This window comes from Bacillus sp. LK2, assembly GCF_001043575.1.
Classification (GTDB): domain Bacteria; phylum Bacillota; class Bacilli; order Bacillales; family Bacillaceae_G; genus Bacillus_A; species Bacillus_A paramycoides.
Map to the genome: position 1 here is coordinate 368,002 of NZ_LDUK01000001.1, position 18,084 is coordinate 386,085.

Below are 18,084 nucleotides of genomic sequence, written 5' to 3' on the forward strand. Positions count from 1 at the left end.
TCTAATCCCTTCTAAACGTAAATTCTTCAAAATCTTCGTCGTATATTAGTTTAAATATTCCATTTCCATTAGATTGAACAAACAATAATTCTTTTTCTCTATTTCCTAGTTTCATTATCTTATCCACAAATTCAACGAACTGAATACAATCTTCTTTATCCTTTTTATTCGGGCGATAACCTTTTGAAAGTTTAACCATCATTTCATATAACGGATAATCAATTTCCAGATATACAGGAGCTACTTTATCTTCATTGGAAAAAGCAAGTAATATATTTAATTTAAATCGATTTAAAACATCTAATTCTATTCCTTTCAAATGTCCTACAACCGGCTTGATTTTAAGAAACTGTGCAACCTGAGTAGTATCATTTGAATAATCCATAAATACATAATCTGACTTCGGACTTCCGTTCCACAAGAATATCGATTTTCTCGCTAAATTATACATATCTCTTAAATCGGATCGATTTCCTTTATTAAAGGCATATAAATATTCCATATATTTCTTATAATTTTCATCCGCGAACATTTCATTTAAAACTGGAGATAAAAAGAATGACATACGTATTAACGTTTTATTGAATACCTGTCTAGATGAATCACTTAACTCAAAGAAAGGCCCCATCTCTTCTAGCCCCTCTATCCATCCATCAAGTCCATGTAAATCTAAATGTTTTTGGAAAGTATTCTTCATATTCACTGAGTTATTTAGCTCAATTAGCATTTGGTCTACACTATTTGATCGAAGATGAATAGGATCCATTTTAGAAATAACTGCTAGTAAATTCGATTTTTCTTGACCATCAAATAATAGATTCGGCAATAAAGCTTCTGTTTTTTCCATCATACCTGCCCCAAGAAAATCTTCATTCCCATGAGATGGTACTAAAATATCATAAATAAAATTAAGCATGGAGCGTGTCGAAATAATCATCTTATGCTTAACTATTGCTTCAATTAGTATGCTTAAAACACCATCTCGTATCTGTTGCTGCTGCAATAACTCATAATTCACCATAAAGAATCCATTTATACCACGTTTCTTATCCTTCAAATAAGCTTGATAGAATGGATTTCTTTCTGACTCAACTACAATTCGCTTTAAAATAGATGAAAAGTAATCCGATTTTGGCCCTTCGCTAGTTAATTCAAAAGGTTGATAATCACTAAAGCTAATCAAGTGAAAATTACCGCTTTGTTGATTAGTAGCAACTTCATTTGCCTCGAATATTCCTGATTCCTCAATAAATTTTGTTAAAGTTTGATAGTGCTCTTTTGCATAATCTGATTCAATAAAGTTATGCAGCACTCCTAGGTTAATAGCTAAAATTAGCTTACATCCAGAACCGTCAATCTCACTATCACTATACGGCTTTAATACTTCCGCTAATGTATCAAGAGAACTCTTTTGTGGATCAAAGCTTTCCGTAGCATCATTATGAACCAAAAATTCTTCCATTAATTCAGGATACTTATTTTTCACATACGATAATAAATGTGATTTCCCATCTCCAACGCTACCACACAAGAAAATTAATTGGCTTGTATTTTCTCCTGCTGCTGTAGTTAAAGCAGACATCATATCGTTCTGTATCGTTCTTTCAACATGTAAATAATCCTTAAAAGAACTAAATTCATTAGGATTTTCAATAGCCTCTTGAGATGATTCTTTCAGCTTCGAGAGTTCTGCTAGTAAATAGCTCTCTCCTTCTCCAAAAATAAAATCATCATACCCCAAATGGTTATCTGTTTCTTCCTCATTATCCATAGATTGTTTATCTTCAACTTCTAGTCCTACTGCAATCTCAGCGTTATTTATTTCTGTTAATTCCTCAGTTTGATTTGATGTATTTTGTTTACTTGCAATCTCAATTAGCACTTTTAACTTTTCTTCTAAACTAGCAGATATCTTTTCTTCTAATTTCTCCACAATATGTACACTACTCTTCGGCTGTGGGTGTTTATATTTCGGGGCGACAAACTCATAACTCCCATATACCTCCATAAACCACACTGCAATTTGGAATAGATTTTTATGCATTTTAAAAGCACTCTCTACTCCACTTTCAATATGTTCATGCGCCGCTTTATTTCCTAAATAGCGAACTGTATCAAATGAACGTGAAATTTCTTTTGATAAAATATCTTCTCTTTCTAACTTTTGAATACGATCTACTTGTTTTAAATATTGTACGTCGTACAGTTCATGCTCTTCCGCAATGCGTTTTGATAATAACTCTGAAAATATTCTTCCCTTAATTAAAACCGATTGGGGATCTTGATAAAAAATATTTTCAATCTCCCTACCAATTTCCGCTAACTCAGGGAATATCTCTTGTAGAAAATCAAATGTATATTTCTCCAATGATGTAACACCTCTTAATATAAAAATACGTTTCGAATATATTCCATATTATACAATATCTATAGATAAATTGTCGGTATTAAGAAAAAAGGGAATTAGTGGATTATCCATTCACAATAAAGTTAATTATTTCCCTATTAACTACTCCATTTTCAATTAAAAACTTGCATAAAAAATAACCTGAGTCTATAGAACCCAGGTTATTCCAATACTTTATTATTTTAAACATCTAATAAGCATGTGCTCTATTTATTTCTTAGAATAAACTTAACTGCACAATACTATCCATCTTCTCTTCTTCTTTGTTAATCTCTAAAATCCTCTGACCCATTCGCTCCACCAAATCAACCACTAAAGCATTTCCCATACAAAAGTATCTGTTTCTTTGTGGCATACCTGTATTTGTCCAGTCCATTGGGAACCCATTTAACAACTCACATTCAGCTGGTGTTAAATATCTTAGTCTTTTTGTATAAGGATCTTCAATTACATGGGAACTTCTATTACATGTTCCTTCACTTGTTAACATTGTACGTCCGGGCTTATCTAAATCATCTGGGAAAGCCATTCCTCCCTCAGAGTAGAAATATTTATGTCCTGTAGCCTTCGATACTCTTTCTTCCTTTTTTGGACCCTTAAGATACTTAAGTTCCTCAAATTCCGTTCTGCCCTTTTTATTAACTTTATCCATTTTCAAATAATATGATTCATTGGCAGGACCAAATTTATCATATGCTTTCTGAACAACTTCACCTAAAGTCTCTGGATTTTCAGTTACTGGAACTACTTCTTCAGTATAAACTTGTCCATCTATCATCACGCCCGAATTATAGTATTCCTCTTTAAATGTATCAGAAACCTCAATAATATCGACCGGCAACTCAAATTGCCCTCTTTTTTTGTTCTCCTCTGGTGCTTCATGCACATTAAAAATTGGAGCGAAGAATCCATGTTTACACAATATCTCTAACGACTTCATTCCATTTTGAATAGATGCGAAATGAGATTCTTTTAAGTATGCAAAAATAAATACTCTTCGTCTTCTTTGTGAGTTTCCATAATCCGCAGCGTTAATAACTCTCCATTCAACTGCATATCCTGCATCTCTAAAACTCGCCAGCATAATAGAAAAATCACGACCTCTTTGTTTTGCTGGTGACTTCAATAATCTATCTACATTCTCTAATAAAACAAACCTTGGCTTGCGAGAATTAACTATGTTCATTATCTCCCAAAAAAGAACACCTTTTTTCCCTTGTATTCCTTTTTCATTTGATAAAGTACGTGCGACAGAATAGTCTTGGCAAGGAAAGCCTCCTACTAATAAATCATGTTCAGGTACTTCCGGCCAAGCTTCAGCTATATCTCTATTTACATGTATTCCTTTATTTTCAAAGCGAGTTGCATAACAATTAAATGCATGTTGTGCTTTAGTTGAGGGCTCCCATTGGTTGCCCCAAAGAACTTCAAAGTTTTCGTTTGCTTCCAGTCCTAATCTAAAACCTCCTACTCCCGCAAAAAGTTCTACTACTTTCACCATAAATACACGAACATCCTTTCGGTATTTTATTTATCTATGCTTCATTATAATAAAAAGTGAGGAAAAGATCAACTATAACATTTCAAGAACCATACTTTTTTACAATTCCTTTTTTGCTTGTAACAATTAAAAAAACAATTCGCCGCAATATCAATATTATAAAGGAAATAACTTCTCTTGAACAGATCCAATATAACAGTTATTTAATAGAACAAACTGCCTTTTCCTCCTTATAAATTTTACTTATATAAATTGAAACAGCTTTTAATTATAGCATAACTTTATATGTAATGTTTTATAAACATATAACGCAGCAATAGATATGGAAAGGAGCTTATTATGGAATACACTACAATAGAAGAACTAATGCAAAAAGCACATGAAGCTGAAGGAAAAACATTCGGTGAAATCGATGCAACTGACCGACTCGCAAACACAAAATCAAAAGGCGGATTAGGTCAAGTAATTGAGGAAAGTTTTTTCGGATATGAAGTAAATTCGAATGCTGAAGCTGATTTTAAACACCTTGGTATTGAACTAAAAGTAACAGCGTTTAAACAAAATAAAAACGGTTCATTATCAGCCAAAGAACGCTTAGTTTTAAATATTATCAACTATATGGAAGAAGTTCATACACGCTTTGAGACATCCAGCTTTTGGAAGAAAAACGAAAAGCTACTATTAATGTTCTATGAATGGGTGCCTGGCGTAGACCGTAAAGATTTTCATATTACAAAAAGCCTTTTATTCACCTATCCCGAAGCTGATTTAGAAATAATTAAACAAGATTGGGAAATCATCATAAATAAAATTCGTGCTGGCAAAGCACATGAATTATCTGAAGGTGATACAAACTATTTAGGAGCTTGCACAAAAGGTTCCAATAAAAATTCACTTCGCTCACAACCGCATTCTGAAATTCAAGCAATGCAAAGAGCTTTTTCATTAAAGCCTTCTTATATGACAGCACTAGTTCGCAGATATCACCTAAACGAAGAACTAGTAAGTTTTACAACAACAAATGAACTAAAAGGAAAATCATTAGAAGAAATCCTTTACTCAAAATTTGAGAATTACATAGGCCTAACTGATCAAGAAATCGCTCAAAAATTATCTATCGATTACAAACCTACAACCAAGAGCTTTGTTCCATTATTAGTAAGCTCTTTACTTGGTATTAAAGGAACTCGACTCGATAAAATTGAAGAGTTTGCGAAAGCAAATATAGAATTCAAAACAATTCGTTTAGAACCAAACGGAAAACCAGAACAAAGCATGTCATTTGAAACGATTGATTTTCATCAGTGGACAAACGAATCGTGGGAAGAAAGCGAAATCCGCGAACGCTTCTATCAAACCAAGTTTTTATTCGTAATTTTTGAATTTAACCAAACAAAAAAAGAAAACCCAAACCGTAAACTCTACTTTAAAGGTATTAAACTTTGGAACATGCCTGCCCCTACAATAGAAAAAGAAGTACGTGAACTATGGGAAGAAGTTAATAAAGTAATAAATGAGGGTATTCAAATTGAATATAAAAAACGTGGTGATAAAGAAGTTGAAGTAAACAACTTACCAAAAATGACTTTCAACGGTGTTACACATATTAGACCAAAAGCCCGCAACGGTGCTGATAAAGTAACTTTACCTGATGGTCAGCAAATTACAAAACAGTGTTATTGGTTGAATAATTCTTATATTGCTTCTATTATTGCCAATAACGTTAACGAATAATTTATCTTAATCTATAATCTCTATATCATAAAAAACACCTTCTCACCTCACATGATTAGTACATGCAATGAGAAGGTGTTTTTCTATAAGAGTAGGAGTACTACCTCTCATCATTTCAATCTAATTCCTCCTACCAACTCACCATATCCTAAACTACCCTCCTCCAAAAACCCCCTCGTCTCTCCACTATTCTTATAAAAAGAGTTCCAACCCCTCTCCCTCAAAATCCCCTTCCAAGTATCACTCTGAGCCATCCTCTTAATAACATCATCCCAATAAGCAACCTCTTCCTCCGTCATATCTTTCGGCCCCATAATTCCTTTCCAATGCTGGAAGACAACGTCGATTCCTTGTTCTTTCCACATCGGGATTTCTGGTAGTCGGTCTAGACGTTTTTCGGAGGATACAGCTAGTATTTTTATTTTGCCTGCTTTGTATTGTTTTTCGGCTTCGGATAGGGTCATTGTTGCGGCGTTAATTTGTTTGTTCGTTAGGGCGTTTATGATTTTTTCTTTGTTTTCGTAGACGAAGAATTCTAGTTCGGCAGGGTTGATGCCGAATGCTTTGCTTACTTGTACGAAGGATAGGTGATCGTCGTTTCCTAAGCCGGGGGCAACGCCGATTTGGAAGCTTTTCTTGTCTTGTTTTAGTTGTTCCATTAGTTGTTTTGCGTTGTCTATGTTTGAGTCTTTTGATACGACAACGACTTCCCAGTCCGATGCTAGTGTTGCGAGCGGTGTGAAGTCTTTATATGTTAGTTTACTGTGGCCTAGTAGGTTATTCGTTATGAGTAAGCTTGAGTTTATCGCAAGTACGTGACCGCCTTTTTGTTTCGTATATTTCCATCCGACATCACCGCTGCCGCCTACTTTGTTTGTGACTGTGATTGGTTTTGTGAAGATTTTTTCTTCAGTAAGTGCTTTTTGCATCGCTCGTGCTGTTAAGTCCCATCCAGCGCCCTGAACGTTTGGCGCAACGATTTCTACTTTGTCTATGTTTACTGTATTCGTTTGAGATTTTTCCGAAGAACAACCAGCTATTACTCCTGTAATGACCCATATAAATAGTAATAATCGCTTTTTCATACCCTTCGTCCTATTCGATACTTTCGCTCTGGTCGTCCGATAATGCCGTATGTGTACTCTACTGTGCATTCGTTTGTTGCTACTAAGTATTCTAAATATCTTCTCGCGGTTGTTCTGGAGGCCCCCATCTGTTCTCCCATTTCTTCTATTGTAATTCCCTCTTCGAATCCTTTTATAATTCCTTTCACCTTTTGTAGTGTTAACGGATCCACACCTGTCGGTAAGTTTTTCATGTCTTGTATTTGTGAAGTACCGAAAAATGTATCAATAAGCGCTTGGTTTACTTCACTGTGACTATGTAATAATTGTTTCTTTCTTTTATAGTCCTCAATTGTGCGCACAAATTTTTCTAACGTGACCGGTTTTATAAGATAATTGCTTACGCCATTTCGAATTGCTTTTTCTAACATATGGTTTTCATTCGCCGCTGTAACCATAATTACGTCAACATTTGGAAAATCAGCATGGATTTTCAGCAATAAGTCTGTACCGATTCCATCTGGTAAGTAAATATCTAATAGAAGCAAATCGATTTCTTCCTTTTGTAATAGCTCCATCGTTTCTTTCGCGTTCAATGCTTTCCCAATAACTTTTACGTCCTTTATTTTTGATAAAAACTCCTCCTGAATTTGCGCTACGCGGAAATCATCTTCTGCAATTGCAACCTTCAACATATGTCCATCCCCCTGTTTGTCATTTACTTTCTCTCAATGTTTTCGGAAGGTAAATTGTAAAAATAGCTCCCCCATTTTTCTCGTTCTGAATTTCAATTGTTCCTTGTAATAGATCTACCATTTCTCTCACGTTTGCTAGCCCGTAACCACGGTCTGTTCCTTTCGTTGAAAATCCTTTTTGAAAAATGGTAGCTATTTTTTCTGCTGGTACTCCCACTCCACTATCTATCACTTCAAAGACAATATCGTGTCCAATATCCGTAACAAAAAATGAAACATTCTTCTCCTCTTGCTCACTCACCGCATCAAACGCATTATCGATAATATTTCCAAGAATCGTAATAAGGTGCGAAACTTTTATATGGTCTGGTAACGGATGAAGCGCACTATCTCCTTCAATATGAAAATCGATTTTCTTCTCAGACGCTGTCCCTAGTTTTCCTAATAAAATAGCTTGTACTTTCGCATCATGAATTTGATGGAATAAAATATGGTTTTGACTTTGATGGATATTAGATTCTTGTTGGATAAATTCAATAGCTTCTCTGTAATGTCCTAACTGAAGTAAGCCTGATAACACGAAAAGCTTATTTGTGAATTCATGTGTTTGAGCACGTAAGTCCTCTGAATACTTTCTTACCTCAGATATCGTATTAACTAAGTTCTGCAATTCCGTTTTATCTCTAAAACTACATACAACGCCTACCGTACTGTTATTTTCGAGTATCGGTGTCATGTTTAAAATAAACACTTTATCTTGAAATGCGATTTCTTGATCGTTTTCTAGCACTCTCTCCATATTAAATTCCGGTAAAACTTTTGAAATATGCTGATGCACATAATCATCATTTACATGTAACATTTCTTCTGCCGAAGTGTTCATCATAGTAATAAAGCCGTTTTGATCAATAGCGATGATTCCTTCTTTTATAGACAAGAGTATCGCGCTTCGTTCCCGGTATAACGCTGCAATTTCATTCGGTTCTAGGCCTAGTGTATCTTTTCGAATACTACGAGCTAAAAGTATGCCGCCAATAACTCCAACTAGTAACACCGCTAAGGAAAAGAGTATAATTTCTTTCGTTCTGTTTAATATGTTAGATTCAATACCTTTTATTAAAAATTCTACTGTAACAACGCCCACGACTTGATCATAGTCTCCGTTATGAATAATAATTGGCGCCTTTGCCATTAAGGCAGGACCGCTTGCACCTTTCCCTTCGAGCGTATAATAGCCACCAAAAGTGAGCGCTTCATAGTTATATAGATTATTGCTCTTTGTACCAATTAACTCCGAATTAGAATGTGAATAAATAACCCCATACCGATCTTCTACAATTACATAATCTGCATCCGCTTGCTCACGAACTTGTTCCGCAATTGATTGAATGGTACTTTTATGTTCGTTATATTGAAAAGCCTCTTTTATAGCTGGCATAAAAGAAAGAGATTTAGCTGTTTGCAGAGCTAATTGTTCCACTTGGCGCTTCGTATCAACAGACTGAATGTAAACAAATATTCCCGCTAAAAGGAGAACGACAAATAAAATTAATGTAATGACTAATCCTAATATTTTCGTTTGTAGTGACACTTTTCGTGATTTTTTCATGCTTCATATCCTTTGATTAAATATTCAAAAATATCAATCTCCTATTCAATTATTATGACAAAACTCAATATTAATCAACTATTAAGATAAAAATGTCATGTACATAAAGTACAAAAAGAATAGAATTGTCATAATATTGAGATTACTATCCAGAAACAGTACAATTCAACTACAATGAACACGCTTTCATATATAACTTTTATTTATAAGCAGGAGGGGATTTTTATGGCTCAAGTAAAATCTAGCCGAGTCACCGGAAACATCTTCAAAGGTTCTGTCGGCAATTTAATTGAATGGTACGACTGGTACGTTTACTCTGCTTTCGCTGTATATTTTTCAGCAGAGTTCTTTCCTAAAGGAGATCCAACTAGTCAATTGCTAAACACAGCGGCTATTTTCGCAGTCGGATTTTTAATGCGTCCTATCGGTAGTCTATTAATGGGACGGTATGCCGATCGGCACGGGCGCCGGGCAGCATTAACTCTTTCTATTACGATTATGGCCGGTGGTTCTTTAATCATTGCCTGTACACCTAGTTACGAAAGCATTGGTGTCATGGCCCCAATTATTTTAGTTCTTGCCCGTTTACTTCAAGGATTGTCACTCGGCGGAGAGTATGGAACTTCAGCAACATATTTATCTGAGATGGCTAGTAGTGGTCGCCGTGGTTTTTATTCAAGCTTCCAATATGTAACGCTCGTCGCTGGGCAAATGGTTGCGTTAGGTGTTCAAATTGTTCTTCAGCAAATACTAAGTGAGCCAGATATGAAGGCTTGGGGATGGCGTATTCCGTTCATTATTGGAGCGATGGGAGCAGTAGCTGTATTATGGCTTCGCCGCACAATGGATGAATCAGAGCAGTTTTCAAAAATGGAATCTAAAAATCGCGAAAGCGCCGGAACCATTCGCGCGCTTATGAAACACCCGAAAGCAGTATTAACAGTAGTTGGCCTAACACTAGGCGGAACTGTTGCATTCTATACGTACACAACATATTTACAAAAATTCATGGTAAACACAGTCGGTCTCCCGAAAGAAGTTGTAAGCTGGATTAACTTTGTCGCACTACTTATATTCGTAGTACTTCAACCGATTGCCGGGCTACTATCCGACCGAATTGGACGTCGCCCACTATTAATGGCTTTCGGTATTCTCGGAACGTTACTAACAGCACCACTATTCTTCTTCCTGGAAAAAACAACAGAACCAATCGTAGCATTCTTACTCATGATGGTCGGTCTCATTATCGTTACTGGTTATACTTCCATTAACGCAATTGTAAAAGCGGAACTCTTCCCAACTGAAATTCGCGCATTAGGCGTAGGCTTCCCATATGCACTAACAGTTGCGATATTCGGTGGAACAGCAGAGTTCATCGCATTATGGCTAAAGAGTATCGGATTGGAATCACTATTCTACTTCTATGTAGCTGGATGTATCGCAATAAGCTTTATCACGTATTGGCGTATGTCAGAGTCTTCAAAGACTTCGCAGATTGAGGCGGAATTGAGTGGTGGAGATAAACTAGCTAATAATAAATCTAGCTAAAATTATTTTTAATCCTTGTAATAAAAAAGGCACCCTAAGGTGCCTTTTTTTGACTTGAATTACTTTACTATTTGAGTAATCTAATGGTTTACCTTTGATCCTTAAATCCCTAACCGGAGACTAAATAGTTTTGAGTTTTGTTTATTGTAACATGGATTTTCTTTTTCTTATCATTTTTAGAATAACCTTCTACATCAATAAAACCCTCACGTACTCCATGTAAAATCTCAACTTTAGTAACTACAAGATCTATATTTTCTTTATCCTTCATGTGATATATTGCTACTTTTGAAGCTTTATCTTGAGTAATATTTTTGCTGTACATTGTGTAAGATGTATATCCTATTATTAATAATAAGATTGTAAAAACAGCAATATTCATCCTCTTTTTCTTATTCAATATATTCTCTCCTTAAGAAGATTTATAATATAACTATAAATCTTTTTTGAGGAGATAGAAATATAGGAAGTTCAGTTTCAGATAAAAGCCTTTCCCATTTGGCTACTAGTAGTTATGGTGATGCTTTTGCATTTGTACCACTTACGAAAAATCGGACAAGTTCTATGTCAAATTCAATAATTTCGATTAACCTGCATAATTGCGTTTCCTAGATCATTAGATAAGACATATTTATTTTTAATTGAAGAACTTAACCCTGGTGATGAACTATATTCACTAAATGCATAACGAAAATCTGCAATCATCTCAAGATCCATGTCAAAAGATGCTTGCCGCTGTAAATCTTCATAATCACTTTTCAAAAAATCCACAGGACTTTTCCCATAAAAATATACAAATTGATAATAATATACATCTCCAAATCGTATTTGTTGGGCTTCTAATCTTCTTTTTACTAACATTCCCATACAAGAAATTTCTTTGCTACACCTGTTTTGAAGACATATGGGATGAGACTCTAGAATTTCATCATCTTCAATATTAATATCATTTAAAATAAACATTTATAGTATCCCCTTTCGTTCTCATGTCAATTAAGACTATGCAAAGAAAAAGAATATATAACTACTTGTCCAATGTTATCCATAACAAAAATAAGAAGGAGTTTATATCCCCCCTCCTTATAATGGACTTTCAAAAGTATATATAATATCTACCGTCCCATTTTGATGGATATTAATTTTTTGAATTAACGTTTGAAATACGTGAATTAAATCTTGCTGCTTACTTTTGTAATCCTTCTCCTTTTATCCCATATGAACTTAGTAACAAGTATGATTATTATTTATTTTTTTGTTGTAACCATGATTTTATTTCTAACAAGAATAGAGATATATTGTTAGGAACATGGGGTGTTTCTTCAAATATTTCATTCATTACTTCTTCATATCTTTTTGCGTTAATGAAAAAACGCTTTATTTTGTCTTCTTGTGGTTCGTCTCGGGTCTGAATCCAATATTCATTTGCTTCAAACTCTTTTATATTTTGGGCTACTTTTCGCTTTAGCTCAGATGAAAAACGTTTATATTTCTCGTATAATTCACATGCATAATCAAAATGTTCTCTCTTTATTTGACCTTTTTGATAGAGGTAAGTAAAGAGTTCTTCCTTTGATAAGGGAAGCTTCGTTTCGCCGTTAATGATACAAATATGCAATAAAAGTGCATGTTCAAAGTGCATATTTCTCACCTTCTTTCTGATAAATTTACGTTAAATCAATCAGATTTACATATCCAGAAAAGAAGATGTTATAACCAACTATGAAATTTCTTAATGTTTGAATGATGGTAATTTTCGTATTTTTCAACAGGCAAAGCTTCCCCAGTTAGAGCACCTTGGTTTACAAATAGATCTTTAGCAGAAAGAATGCGAACATCTGCTGGAACAATATCACCAGCGGAAAGTTTGATAATGTCACCAGGTACAAGATCTTCAATAGGAAGCTCCAGTGTTTGGTTGTTATTTATATCAACTTTTTTATCCATGTTGTTTGTGAATTCTTTTGTTCTCAAAACAGTAGCCGTCGTACGAACCATTGCTTTTAATTTTTCTGCTGCTTGTTGAGATCGGAATTCTTGTAAAAAACGGATGAAAGCACTTAAAACAACCATTACAGTTACAACAATTGTTCCTTTCATATCATCAGTGAAGAAGGATAGGACTCCTAAAGCCAATAATACGAAAATAAATGGATTTTTAAACGAAAGAAGTAATTGAAGATACCATGCTGGTGGCTTTTCATGTGCCACTTCATTTCTTCCGTGCGTATCAATGCGTCTTTCCGCTTCTTTTTCAGAAATTCCGTTTGGAGTTGTTTCTAAAAAAGCTAATGCTGATTCAACATCCCTTGTAGCAACTTCCACTAATATTTCATTGTTTTGCTTCATCACTTCTTGATTATAAGAAGTTTGTTTGTTTCGTTTTGATGTACCTTTATTTGTTTGATGCATGTCCATTTTGACATCTTCAATTTGTTTTTTTACACGTAACATCGGTAGTTTCCTCCTTTATACACGCAGGAGGAAATTCGTTGTTTCTCGACTATCTACTTTTTAGAGAGGGAGGAACAAGTCGTTTCCTACCTACATGATGAAATATAAATGTAAAGCATATGTGTATCGGGCTTGGGTCACCAAGTGACATCGTTCCCCACCTCCTTTTCCGAATCAATTTTCTTGAATATACTATGTAAGATGTAGGAGAAAGGTGCATCCTTGCAATAAAAAAACCTTTACTCATCAACGAGTAAAGGTTTCAATACATCATTAAACACGCACTAATAAAACTACTTAATTTTAAGCAGCCTTTATCAGACATAATCGTACCTCTCCCTCGTTGAGCTTTAGCACTGTATAGCATAGGTTCAAACCAGCTACGTTAAAAAAGACCTTCATTCCGACCTTTCCTGTTGACCCATTGGCGTCTCTCGACATTTTTGGGCAGTAGCGTCTCTCTATACAGGAGCCTCACCTAACAGAGACATATTCAATTTCTATCCACAATCATACGCCTTCTAAAAATAGGGGTCAATCGTTTTTAAAAAAATTTCAAATTCACCCTACATTTCAATTCAACTATAAAACTTCTTAATAACTCCCTTTACAGGCTTCATTAGTTCAGATTAGGCAAGCATTTATCACTTGGAAAACAAATAGAACAAATGATTATTTTAGCCTATCAAAAAGGCTGCCTGTTAATATAAAATTCGTTATCAAGAGTTTTTTTAAAAAATTTATACAAACAAATAATATAAAAAAAGCTAATCGTCTATTTATATTTTTTAGATAGACGATTAGCTTTTTTGATTTTTAAAGGTACTATATTTAGTCAATCTTTAATTGTTTCAATAAATCCTTAATTTCCTTTAAATCACCTTCTATACGGTGAAGATGACTTTGCATATCATCAATCTCTTGCTCTGCTTTATAATTAATCGCAAAATCAATGACAGATTCGTGCTTGTCACGCGCCGCTTGACGGTTCTGACTCATCATAATAACAGGAGCCTGAAACGCTGCTATAAAAGATAAACATAAGTTCAATAAAATGAATGGCGGAGCATCAAAATGTGCTCCTTTTGTGATAGACAGGCTATTCCAAATAATCCAGACACCAAGAAACAATGCAAACCAGGTGATGAATCGCCAGCTACCTCCAAATTGGGCAATTTTATCAGCTAGTCGATCTGCCCACTTTGTTCGTTGTATATATGCACTATCAAGTTGATGAAGGATTTCTGACTCGTAACGATCTACAAGTCGGTCAATACGTGTTAAGCTTTCTTGGTTTAAGTCAATATCAAAGCCTTGGATTTTCGTAGCTTCTTTTTTTGATCCTTTAATTTGATTCCAGATTTTTTGTACCATTGTACAAACCTCCTCACTTATAGAGGAAGCCATCTTTCCAAAATTCACATGAAGCGGTAACTATTTCTATACGGTAATCCGCTTCGAATATTCAGTTGTATGACTGCCTCTGATGTCGATTCTATATCCGACTCTCCTATACTCGGATTACTCATAAAACAGTTCCACCTCACTTTTTTTAAAATCCTTTCTCATTATATGTTATCTTGTCTCTTCTGACTATGCGATTATTGAAAACTACATTTTAATTATCTTACATTTTCATATAAAGAAAACTCGTATAAACAACGGTTTATGAATATACCCTAAATCATACATTTCCATCATGCTTTGTTTAAGTTACCTTGTTATTTAATAAATGAAACATAAGTTGATGGTGATCTGTTATTAAACTATTTAACTTTTCTACATGATTATGGTTGAGATGTTTTCCTAATTTCCAAGGCACTTTTTCTTTATATTTTTGATCTCCTGTAAAATCTGCTTGGTTTTGTTCTTTAAGTGGAATATTACCTTCGTTCATTATTTACTCTCCTTTATACTTAAAATGGATAAATATTGATAAGGTATTCATATCATTCCTTTTTTTATAAGTTATTATATTCTCATTCAAAAGATAAATTCCTTTTGTATATTCCGTGCATGTGAGATTTACATAACCAATTACTATCGAAAGTAAAAAAGCAAATCATCCCTTATCTATCCAATAAAAAAAAGAGGTACAATTTACACCTCTTTTCTTTGCAAACACTACACATTACATTAGATATATGTACGCGAATTATAAACAAAAAGAACACCACAATCTCAATGCACTTTCATGTGCAAAAATATATGGATCGCCCTCTCTTCTATCTCACAATAAAAAAGACCGCTAAAAGGCGGTCTTCAAATCTAAACTATCTTTTTTACTCAAAAACTTTCAGCTCATCTAAAAATGCTTTTTTATTTTTATGATGCCCTTTCAAGGCTGTTAAGTTAAATTCCCACGCCTCTTGGTCTTGTAATTTATTTTCAAGAATATCTTTTACTTTTTTAAAATGCTTTATAGCTTCTTTATAACGTTTACGATTTCCTTCTGGTATAAGAACACAGCCTTCATCCCAATAATATCCAACAATTTCTTACGGATATTTCTCTACAATTCCATCAACAAACAGGTCTAATTTTGCACTAATTCCACCAGTAATATTTTAGATAATGGTTTTAAAAAACATTATTGAAAATATTCAGAATTTTCTTTATAATACGCTTAAATATGTTAAAAAAGGGGTGATTCAATGTCTCAGATTGAAACTGAAATAAGTCAATTTGGATACAAACAAGAATTAAAGCGAAGCCTTGGTTTAAAAGAGCTAACCATTTATGGCATGGTCTTTATGGCTCCATTGGCGCCGATGCAAGTGTATGGAATGGTAGCCCAGCAAAGTTTTGGTATGTCATGTTTGGTATATATCGTAGGGGTAATTGCCATGTTGTTTACTGCCTATAGCTATAGCCATATGGCAAAGGAATTCCCTATATCTGGATCTGTATATTCGTACATCCAACGTGCAGTAAATCCACATGTTGGATTCGTAGCAGGTTGGATTATCCTGGCTGACTATGTTCTACTGCCTGCATTATTGTATTCGATGACTGGAAACTGGATGACCGGGATCTTTCCTACTGTCCCTTCCTCAGTATGGGCGTTGCTGTTTATTGCTATTAATACGTATATTAATATCCGAGGAATCACAGTTACTTCTCGAATGAACATGATTATGTTTTATGTACAAGTCGTCGTCATTGCAGCCGTATTGATTGTTGGTATTAACTATGTGTTTGTTGGAGGTCACGGCACTGGTGGATTTACCCTTGATCCATTCTTCCAATCTGAACATTTCAATTTTGGATTGATTGCTACTTCAACTACTATCGCCGTCCTTGGTTTCTTAGGTTTTGATGGGATTAGTACACTGTCGGAAGAGGCGACAGAACCAAGAAAAACTGTTGGAAAGGCAACGGTTCTTTCTATTGTATTTATCGGCTTTTTCTTTGTGGCTCAAGCATATATCGCACATTTGATTCATCCAAACTATGCCACCCTTGATCCAGATTTAGGGTACTTTAATATTTTGAAAGAAGCTGGTGGTACAGCCTTTTACGTAGTAATAATCCTTATTAACGTAGTTGCTATAGCCGGAGCTGTAAATTTAAACTGTATGGCAGCGACCTCTAGAATTCTCTTTTCTATGAGTCGTGACAATCTTCTACCATTTTCGAATGTGTTTAAGAAGATTCATCCAAAATATCAATCTCCAGTAAATTCAACTTATTTGTCTGCCATTATATGTGCCGTTACTGTTCTCACGTTACCAACAGAAACAATCTTAATGTTTGTTAACTTTGGGGCCGTTACTTCATTTATGATTTTAAATTTATGTGTTTGTTGGTACTTTTTCTTTAAAAAGAGAAATCGTGGTTTGAAATCTTATATATATTATTTGGTTATGCCTTTAATTGGTTTTGGCATTGTTACTTTTGTTTGGTCAGGATTTACCTTAAAGACGTTTATTTTTGGTGCTTGCTGGTTGGTTCTCGGAATTACGGTAGGAGCAGTTAAATCAGGCGGTTATAAAATAAAACCACCTGCATTCCGAGAGTAATATAATTTAATGGAGGGTTGGCGTATGAGATTGTTAGGGAAAGTTGCGATTGTAACAGGAGCTGGAAGAGGAATTGGCGCAGCCATTGCAAAACGATTCGCTAAAGAAGGAGCGAAAGTCGTGGTGAGTGATATCATCGACCAAGGAGCGGAGGTGGTAGAGGAAATACAAAATGCTGGTGGCGATGCTGAATTTTTCCGTATAGATGTTTCAGATTCCAATCAAGTTCAAAATTTAATCAATTATACTGTAGAACATTTTGGCGCTTTACATGTTATTTGTAATAATGCGGGGATAAATGTTCCTGGGAAAATTGAGAATATCACGGAAGAGGTGTGGGACCGAACGATGGATGTAAATGTGAAATCCATGTATCTTACGACCAAGTTCGGTATCCCTGAACTGAGAAAAAGTGGTGGGGGATCTATCATTAATTTAGGATCTGTAAACAGCTTAGTTGCAGAGCCTATGTTATCTGCATATGTGGCTTCCAAAGGAGCTATATTAATGCTTACCAAGGCTATAGCGTTGGATTATGCTAAGGAAAATATTCGTGCCAATTGCATTTGTCCAGGTTGGGTGAATACTACCATTAACGATGCGCATGCAAATCTAATGGGTGGTATTGAAAATGTACTAAATAGCATTGATGACTTCCAACCAATTGGTCGTGTCATTCATACAGACGAAATTGCGAATGTAGCTTTATTCATTGCCTCAGATGAATCATCAGCAATGACTGGTAGTGCTGTGGTTGTAGACGGTGCCATGACAGCTAAATAGAAAAGGGCACCCAGCTGCCCTTTTTTTGTACAAGATGAAGCAGGATTTAAGTTTGGTCAATCGAGTCATTCTGGAATGTGCTTAAGTTAGCTTTGTTTCTAACCTTGCATTATTCACGTTATAACAGCCGGAATTGACTCCACATAAAAATAAAAGGTACTCGCATATTAGACATGACTAATATGTGAGTACCTTTTATTTTTAAACATTACGAATTTCTTTCAAACCTACTCTTGAAAACACATAGCTTCTCCCTTATCAACAAAAAAA

The 18,084-nt window shown here is 34.8% G+C and carries 14 protein-coding genes, 1 pseudogene and 1 riboswitch; of the genes and pseudogenes, 4 read left to right on the forward strand and 11 right to left on the reverse strand.

Annotated elements, in window-relative coordinates; translation table 11 throughout:
* Position 1: 1 nt before the first annotated feature.
* Positions 2-2,368 carry a DNA phosphorothioation-dependent restriction protein DptF gene (dptF, locus tag VK90_RS01810; protein ID WP_048369989.1) on the reverse strand — a complete coding sequence of 789 codons (2,367 nt, stop codon included), beginning with the start codon at positions 2,366-2,368 and terminating at the stop codon, positions 2-4.
* 256 nt (positions 2,369-2,624) lie between these two features.
* On the reverse strand, positions 2,625-3,908 hold the full coding sequence (dcm, locus tag VK90_RS01815; RefSeq protein WP_048369991.1) for a DNA (cytosine-5-)-methyltransferase: 1,284 nt from the start codon (positions 3,906-3,908) through the stop codon (positions 2,625-2,627).
* Between the two features lie 339 nt (positions 3,909-4,247).
* Here dcm and VK90_RS01820 point away from each other — a divergent pair, with 339 nt between their 5' ends.
* Positions 4,248-5,642 carry a Sau3AI family type II restriction endonuclease gene (locus tag VK90_RS01820; protein WP_048369994.1) on the forward strand — a complete coding sequence of 465 codons (1,395 nt, stop codon included), beginning with the start codon at positions 4,248-4,250 and terminating at the stop codon, positions 5,640-5,642.
* A gap of 110 nt (positions 5,643-5,752) precedes the next feature.
* On the opposite strand, the gene VK90_RS01825 is transcribed toward VK90_RS01820, so the two are convergent.
* Genes VK90_RS01825 through VK90_RS01835 form a run of 3 tightly spaced genes read right to left on the reverse strand, consistent with a single transcriptional unit; the run spans position 5,753 to position 9,010 of the window.
* Complete coding sequence (locus VK90_RS01825; RefSeq protein ID WP_048369996.1) at positions 5,753-6,727, reverse strand: tripartite tricarboxylate transporter substrate binding protein; 975 nt, start codon at positions 6,725-6,727, stop codon at positions 5,753-5,755.
* On the reverse strand, positions 6,724-7,401 hold the full coding sequence (locus tag VK90_RS01830; protein WP_048369999.1) for a response regulator: 678 nt from the start codon (positions 7,399-7,401) through the stop codon (positions 6,724-6,726). The genes VK90_RS01825 and VK90_RS01830 overlap by 4 nt, the downstream gene beginning before the upstream one ends.
* Positions 7,402-7,420: 19 nt before the next feature.
* Positions 7,421-9,010, reverse strand: a complete 1,590-nt coding sequence (locus VK90_RS01835; RefSeq protein ID WP_048370001.1) for an ATP-binding protein — start codon at positions 9,008-9,010, stop codon at positions 7,421-7,423.
* A gap of 225 nt (positions 9,011-9,235) precedes the next feature.
* Here VK90_RS01835 and VK90_RS01840 point away from each other — a divergent pair, with 225 nt between their 5' ends.
* Positions 9,236-10,558, forward strand: a complete 1,323-nt coding sequence (locus tag VK90_RS01840; protein WP_048370004.1) for an MFS transporter — start codon at positions 9,236-9,238, stop codon at positions 10,556-10,558.
* 109 nt (positions 10,559-10,667) lie between these two features.
* Here the strand turns inward: VK90_RS01840 and VK90_RS01845 are convergent, their stop codons facing one another.
* The 6 genes and pseudogenes from VK90_RS01845 to VK90_RS01870 form a co-directional block, all read right to left on the reverse strand.
* The gene (locus tag VK90_RS01845) at positions 10,668-10,958 is read right to left on the reverse strand and encodes a hypothetical protein (RefSeq protein WP_048370006.1); all 291 of its coding nucleotides are present in this window, start codon (positions 10,956-10,958) and stop codon (positions 10,668-10,670) included.
* Positions 10,959-11,131: 173 nt separating this feature from the next.
* Positions 11,132-11,521 (reverse strand): hypothetical protein, encoded by a 390-nt coding sequence (locus VK90_RS01850; RefSeq protein WP_048370008.1) that lies wholly within the window; start codon positions 11,519-11,521, stop codon positions 11,132-11,134.
* 277 nt (positions 11,522-11,798) lie between these two features.
* Complete coding sequence (locus VK90_RS01855) at positions 11,799-12,197, reverse strand: hypothetical protein (RefSeq protein ID WP_048370010.1); 399 nt, start codon at positions 12,195-12,197, stop codon at positions 11,799-11,801.
* A gap of 89 nt (positions 12,198-12,286) precedes the next feature.
* Positions 12,287-12,967, reverse strand: a pseudogene (locus VK90_RS01860) (cation-transporting P-type ATPase); the annotation flags it as partial.
* 369 nt (positions 12,968-13,336) lie between these two features.
* Positions 13,337-13,502: riboswitch (M-box (ykoK) riboswitch) on the reverse strand.
* Between the two features lie 338 nt (positions 13,503-13,840).
* Complete coding sequence (locus VK90_RS01865; protein WP_002175066.1) at positions 13,841-14,383, reverse strand: DUF1003 domain-containing protein; 543 nt, start codon at positions 14,381-14,383, stop codon at positions 13,841-13,843.
* A 334-nt stretch (positions 14,384-14,717) separates the two neighbouring features.
* The gene (locus VK90_RS01870) at positions 14,718-14,906 is read right to left on the reverse strand and encodes a hypothetical protein (RefSeq protein WP_048370014.1); all 189 of its coding nucleotides are present in this window, start codon (positions 14,904-14,906) and stop codon (positions 14,718-14,720) included.
* A 757-nt stretch (positions 14,907-15,663) separates the two neighbouring features.
* Here VK90_RS01870 and VK90_RS01875 point away from each other — a divergent pair.
* Together VK90_RS01875 and VK90_RS01880 are read left to right on the forward strand one after the other, a co-directional pair.
* Positions 15,664-17,031: an APC family permease gene (locus tag VK90_RS01875; protein WP_048370015.1), complete on the forward strand. Its 1,368-nt coding sequence runs from the start codon at positions 15,664-15,666 to the stop codon at positions 17,029-17,031.
* 24 nt (positions 17,032-17,055) lie between these two features.
* Entirely contained in the window at positions 17,056-17,814 is a 759-nt protein-coding gene (locus VK90_RS01880; protein WP_048370016.1) for an SDR family NAD(P)-dependent oxidoreductase, read from the forward strand.
* The last annotated feature ends 270 nt before the right edge of the window (positions 17,815-18,084 follow it).